Annotated in this window: 6 protein-coding genes; 1 reads left to right on the top strand and 5 read right to left on the bottom strand. The window is 71.4% G+C overall.

Features of this window, described 5'->3' with window-relative positions:
* A partial coding sequence (locus tag JMF90_RS21495; protein ID WP_201325408.1) for an efflux transporter outer membrane subunit occupies positions 1-1132 on the top strand: 1132 nt, incomplete at its 5' end.
* Between the two features lie 31 nt (positions 1133-1163).
* Here the strand turns inward: JMF90_RS21495 and JMF90_RS21490 are convergent.
* The 5 genes from JMF90_RS21490 to JMF90_RS21470 are packed head-to-tail and all read right to left on the bottom strand — an operon-like array spanning position 1164 to position 5672.
* On the bottom strand, positions 1164-1952 hold the full coding sequence (locus JMF90_RS21490) for a type II secretion system protein N (RefSeq protein WP_012327580.1): 789 nt from the start codon (positions 1950-1952) through the stop codon (positions 1164-1166).
* A 36-nt stretch (positions 1953-1988) separates the two neighbouring features.
* Complete coding sequence (gene gspM / locus JMF90_RS21485) at positions 1989-2495, bottom strand: type II secretion system protein GspM (protein WP_054928223.1); 507 nt, start codon at positions 2493-2495, stop codon at positions 1989-1991.
* Positions 2492-3865, bottom strand: coding sequence for a type II secretion system protein GspL (gene gspL, locus JMF90_RS21480; protein WP_054928200.1), 1374 nt, complete (start codon positions 3863-3865; stop codon positions 2492-2494). Before gspL ends, gspM begins: the two co-directional genes overlap by 4 nt.
* 26 nt (positions 3866-3891) lie before the next feature.
* Positions 3892-5001, bottom strand: coding sequence for a type II secretion system minor pseudopilin GspK (gene gspK, locus JMF90_RS21475; protein WP_054928224.1), 1110 nt, complete (start codon positions 4999-5001; stop codon positions 3892-3894).
* A 2-nt stretch (positions 5002-5003) separates the two neighbouring features.
* Complete coding sequence (locus tag JMF90_RS21470) at positions 5004-5672, bottom strand: type II secretion system protein J (protein WP_054928201.1); 669 nt, start codon at positions 5670-5672, stop codon at positions 5004-5006.
* Between the last annotated feature and the right edge of the window lie 11 nt (positions 5673-5683).

Genomic DNA, 5683 nt, shown 5'->3' with positions numbered 1-5683 from the left:
CAACAGCTACAGCGTCGGCCTCGACGCCAGCTGGGAACCCGACCTGTGGGGCAAGGTGAGCCGCACCGTCAGCGCGCAGCGCGCCGGCGAAGCGGCCGCCGCGGCCGACCTCGCGAACGCGCGGCTGTCGCAGCAGGCGCTGCTCGCGCAGACCTATTTCCAGTTGCGTACGTCCGATGCGCTGCAAAAGCTGCTCGACGACACCGTGAAGTCGTATGAACGCTCGCTGCAGCTCACGCAGAACCAGTACGCGCAGGGCGTCGCCGCGCGCGCCGACGTGATCCAGGCGCAAACGCAGCTGCAGAGCGCGCAGGCCGCGCAGATCGACAACGGCGTCGCCCGCGCGCAGTACGAGCACGCGATCGCGACGCTGATCGGCGAGCCCGCGTCGACCTTCTCGCTGCCGCCGAACCCGCTCGCGGCCGAGCCGCCGGTCACGCCGGTCGACGTGCCGTCCGCGATCCTCGAGCGCCGGCCCGACATCGCGGCGGCCGAGCGCCGCGCGGCGGCCGCGAACGAGCAGATCGGCGTCGCGATCTCGGCGTTCTTCCCCACGCTCACGCTGTCGGCCACCGGCGGCTTACAGAGCTCGGTGTGGTCGCAGCTGTTCACGCTGCCGGCGCGCTTCTGGACGGTCGGCCCGCAGCTCGCGGCCACGCTGTTCGACGCGGGGCTGCGCGCCGCGCAGACCGACGCCGCGCGCGCGACCTACGACCAGGACGTCGCCGCCTATCGCCTCGCGGTACTCACCGCGTTCCAGGACGTCGAGGACAACCTCGCGTCGCAGCGCATTCTCGCGCAGGAAATCGACGTGCAGCGGCAGGCGGTCGACAGCGCCGAGCACGCGCTCGCGATCGTCACGAACCAGTACAAGGCCGGCACGGTCGCGTACCTGAACGTGCTGACCGCGCAGACCACCGCGTTCACCGCGCAGCAAAAGCTCGCGACGATCGCCGGGCAGCGGATGGTGTCGTCGGTCGGGCTCGTGAAGGCGCTCGGCGGCGGCTGGAACGTATCGGAGATGGCGCACGAGAACGGCGACATGGCGGCGCCGGCGCCCTTGCCGGCGTCCGGTGCGGCCGCGCCCGCGGCCACCGCACCGTCGGCCGCCGCGCCGCTCGCGCAGAAGTAGAAAGGGAAGCGGGCGACGCGCGCAATCAGAATCAGCGCTGCGCGTCGCCGAAGATCAGCGACACCTGGTTGTTGCCGATCGGGTGGCCGAGCAGGTTCAGCAGTCCGGCGAGGTTTGCCTGCTGCTCCGGCGCCGCATGCGCGGTCCCGCGGAACGATCCTTGGCCGGGGCCGAAGCTGCCGTGCCCGTCGAGGAACAGCGGGCCCTGCGTCGTCGACAGGTCGAGATCGGCGCCCGCGCCCTTCGCCTGCAATACCGCGCGGTACGAACCGAGCGGCTTCACGCGCGACACGCGCGAACTCATCGAATCGATCGTCACCGTCAGCTGGCCGAACGCGTTGTTGCCGATCAGCCGCCAGTCGCTCCAGCCGAGCCGCACGTCGCCCTGCAGGTCGAGCGTGTTGAACGGCGTGCCGAGCCCGGTGAGCAGCGACGCAGGCACGGCCATCGTGCCCGCCGACAGCACCGCGCCGCGCCACGTCGCATCGAGCGTGACCGCATCGGGCATCGCTTCGGTCTGCCGCATGCGCATCTGAACACGCCCGGTCAGCAACGGCCAGAAGCGCGTGGTCCATTCGACCCGGCCCGGCAGCAGCGTCGCCGCGCTCTGGTCGGCGCCCGGCGCGAGCATCAGCGTGCCGGAGCCGTGCCACAGCGACCCGTCCGGATCGGCGAGATTCACGTGGCCGCCGGTCGCACGCGCGAACTGCGGCGCGATCCACGCGGCCGGCGCGAGCGCGACGAGCGTCACCGCCGTGGCCAGGCCGCCTGCCAGCACCCACGGCAACACGGTGACGAGCCGTCTCACCCACGGCCGCATCGGCCGGCCTTCGTTTGCGTCATTCACCGCCGTCATCTATTTCTGGACGGAAGGTTGCATCACGGCCGTCAGATCGACCTGGCCGTCTTCCTTCAGCGCCGTGGCATGCGCCTCGCCGACCTGCACCTTGAACTGCCGGCGCGCATCGTCGAGCCACTGGGTCCATGCCGGGAACGACACGTTCTTCATCTGGATCTGCACGCCGTTGCCGACGATCTGCACCTGCGCGCCCTGCAGCCCGTGATCGGACAGCGATGCAGTGAGCGCATCCTTCAGCGCGAGGCCGGTCGGCGCGACACCCTGCGCGGCGGCAGCCAGCGACTTCGCCTCGTTCGCCTGCGCGGTCATCTGCGCGAGTTCGTGACGCATCGCCGGCAGTTCGCGCTGAATCCGCGCGCGGCCTTCCTGCGCGGGCGACCACAGCACCGAATACGCAATCGCGACCGCCAGCACGGCGCCGCCCCAGCCGAGCAGCGTCTTCTCGCGCGGCGTGCGCTCGCCCCAGAACTGGGCCAGCGTCTGGTTCAGTTGTTCGGTTTTCATGAGCGGCTCCGGATCGTCCATTTGCCCGTGTTGCTGTCGACTTCGCCGGACAGTCCGTTACGCGCGAGGCGCTGCGTGAAATCGGGATCGACCTTGACCTCCGGCTTGAAGCCGACGTCGAGCCGCCGGTCGTGATAGTCGAGCGACGCGATGCCGTTCAGCGGCAGCGCGCCCATCGAGCGCGACAAGCCGCTCGATAGCGCGAGGAAATCGTTCGGCGACAGCTCGCCGGCAGCGAGCCGAAGCTGGTCGAGCTGGCGCTGCATCTGCGCGGGCGGATCGAGCACGGTGGTCGTCTTCGGGAAGGCAGACAGCAGCGTCTCGGTGATCTGCGCGGACAGCGCATCGCGCTCGCGCGACAGCTTCCACCAGTGCAGGTTCATCCCGATCACCGCGACGCCGAGCGTCGCCGCGGCCAGCGCGATCGGTACGCGCAGGCGCTTCACCGTCGCGCGGTCGAAGCGCCACGGCTGCGATTCGAATTCGAACTGGCACAGATCGAACGGTTCGGTCAGCGCCCGGCGCGCGAACGTGTCGAACGACAGCGGCGCGGCGCCCGGCAGCAGCGGCGCGTCGGTGCGGCCGACCGACGCGAGCCGCGGCTCCGCGCCCGGTTCGCCGAGTTCGTACAGTTCGACGTCACCGCCGCCCGCGAGCGCGGCCAGCGTGCCGGCCGCGCGCGATGCGGGCGCCGCGAAGCCTTCGCCGAGCGCGCCGCGCGCGACCGCCAGTTCGAGGCGCGGCGCCCCGGCCGCGGCCGGCAGCGCGCCGGCTTCGACGAGCACCGGTTCGACCGCCGTCGCGAGTCCGAGCACCGCGGCGACCGTCGGCGGGCGGGCAGGCGGCTCGGTGACGTCCGCGACGAGCGCGGCGGCGTCGGTGGGCTCGCCGTCGGCCGGCACGGCGGAGCCCGCGTCGGCCGACGCGCGCGGCGCCGGCAGGCAGCGGGTCGCGGGCACCGCGCTCAGGTGCCGGTGGCCGGCCGCGGTGAACGCGTCGCAGATCGTGCGGAACCATGCGCGGTCGACGACGGCCAGCACGCGGCGCCCGTCGGGCAGCGCGGCCGGATCGAGCGCGATGTGGCAGCCGAGCGGGTCCTGGATCAGCTGATCCTCGACGATGTTGGGCAGCGCCTGGCGCAGCTTCGGCCCCTTCAGCGGCGGCACGGTCGCGGCCAGCAGCAGCACGTCGCGCGCGGCGACGATCAGCACCGTCGCGTTCGCGCGCGGCAGCAGCGCGAGCGCGGCGCGGCCCGCGCGCTGCACCTGGCCGGCCTTGTCGACGAGCGTGAACGGCAGCTCGGGCCACTGCCATTCCTGCAACGGCACGGCAGGCTCGCGCGGCGGCAAAGAAACAATCAACGTGCTCACAAGAGCTCCTCTCCCGATTGGCGTCGTTATAGCTGGTCGCGGATGCGCACGACCCGCGTCGAGTGCGTGGTCGGATCACGATACACGAGCGAGGTGCGGTCGACCTCCGCGCGTTCGTGCTGAATCCGGCCATGCACGATGAAATAGCTCGAATTGACGTCGACGAGGCTCGAGTCGATCGTCACGTTCGGCGGCGCGCCGGCGCCGCGCAGCGCGAGCTGCACGTCGCCCACGTTGCGGAAAAATACGGTCTCGCGGCGCGACACGAGCGCCTGCGCGGACGACACGCTCATCCCCGGTATCAGCGCGGCGATCACTTCGGCCGGTGCGGTGTTCATGTTCACGGGCGTGGTGGTCGGCAGCACCGTGACGAACGGGCGCAGCCGCGCGACCATCTCCGGCGTCACGCCGTCGACGTCGAGCAGGCTGTCGACGCGCGTCATCATCAGCGGCGCGGGTCCGCGGTCGCCGCCGGCCATGCCAGGATCGTCGGTGAAGCCGCTGCCTTGCATGTCGCCGCTCGTCACCGGCGCGGTCGCGGCGTTCGCGGCGGTCCCGCCGCCGCCGGGCAGGTTCGGCATCTGGAACCGCGTGGCCGAATGCAGCAGCCCCGCGCGCACCTGCAGCGCGATGCGCTTCGCGAACGCGCTGTCGTAGCCGAGCGTCGTCAGCAGGCGCTGGAACGCCTGCATCTGCGTGACGTTCAGTTGCAGCACGCCGGGCGCCGGCGACGACACGAGGTTGCGCAGGTTGAACTTCGCCTGCGCGTCCTCGATCGAGCCGGACAGATAGGTGTCTTCGGCGTCCGTGTCGTTCGGTGCGCCGATCCGGCCGAGGAAATCCGACAGCTTCGTCTTCGCGATCGGCACGCCCCAGATCCCGCCGAGATAGGTGATGCCGGGCGCCGTGTCGCCTTCGGAACGCAGGATCATCCGGGTCCAGTCGAGCGCGCCGCGCGCGACCCACTGCGCCTGCGCGATCACGCGCTGGTTCTCGATGCGGCGGATCTGAACCTGCTGGCGCCACAGCATCCCCGACACGAGGATCGCCGACAGCGCGACCACGAGCAGCGCGGTGATGATCGCGGCGCCGCGCTGGCGGCGGGCAGGCATTCGACGGAAAGGGCGCGCGCGCATCGTCATTCCCCGACGAGGAAGATGCGCGTGATCGGCACGCGCAGCGACGTCGCGCCGATGCTGACCTGCAGCCCGGTCACCGCGCGCGCCGGCGGCGCGTTGCCGATCTGCGGCACCTTGAGCGCGTCGTTGTTCTGCGCGAGCGCGTCGTCGGCCGTCTGCAGGTTGGTGGTCCAGCCCACGCGCGGCACGTACAGCTTCGCGTCGATCGCGCCGACGCCGCCCATCAGCGCGACCCAGCTCCAGCCGTCGACGCTGCTGTCCTTCAGCACGGTGCGCAACCGGTTCGTGTCGTCGATCGGCGGCGATGCGTAGCGCACGACGCGCCCGCCGGCGATCCGGTAGCGGACCACCTGCAGCCGCGGCGCGACGCCCGGCACGTCGAGTTCGCGCACGATCTGCAGCGTATTGCCGGCGACGCCGATCGCCGGCTGGCCGGCCTCGTCGTCGGTCGCGGCGAGCCGCGCGTCGATGCGCATCTGGTCGAACATCTGCGCGAACACGCGCTCGTCCTCCATCGCGGCCGCGACCTTGTCGCGACCGCGCATGATCTGGTCGAGCCCGCGCCACGCGAGAATCGCGACCACTGCGAGGATCGCGATCGCGATCATCAGCTCGATCAGCGTGAAGCCGCGGGCAGCACGGGACGAGGGGGCGGACGCGCGGCGCATCGGCGCGTCAG

It is taken from the genome of Burkholderia sp. E168m23 (genome assembly GCF_016586125.1).
GTDB classification, from domain to species: Bacteria; Pseudomonadota; Gammaproteobacteria; order Burkholderiales; family Burkholderiaceae; genus Burkholderia; species Burkholderia orbicola.
Note: the sequence above shows the minus strand (reverse complement) of the source record. Positions and strands in the feature narration are given on the sequence as shown.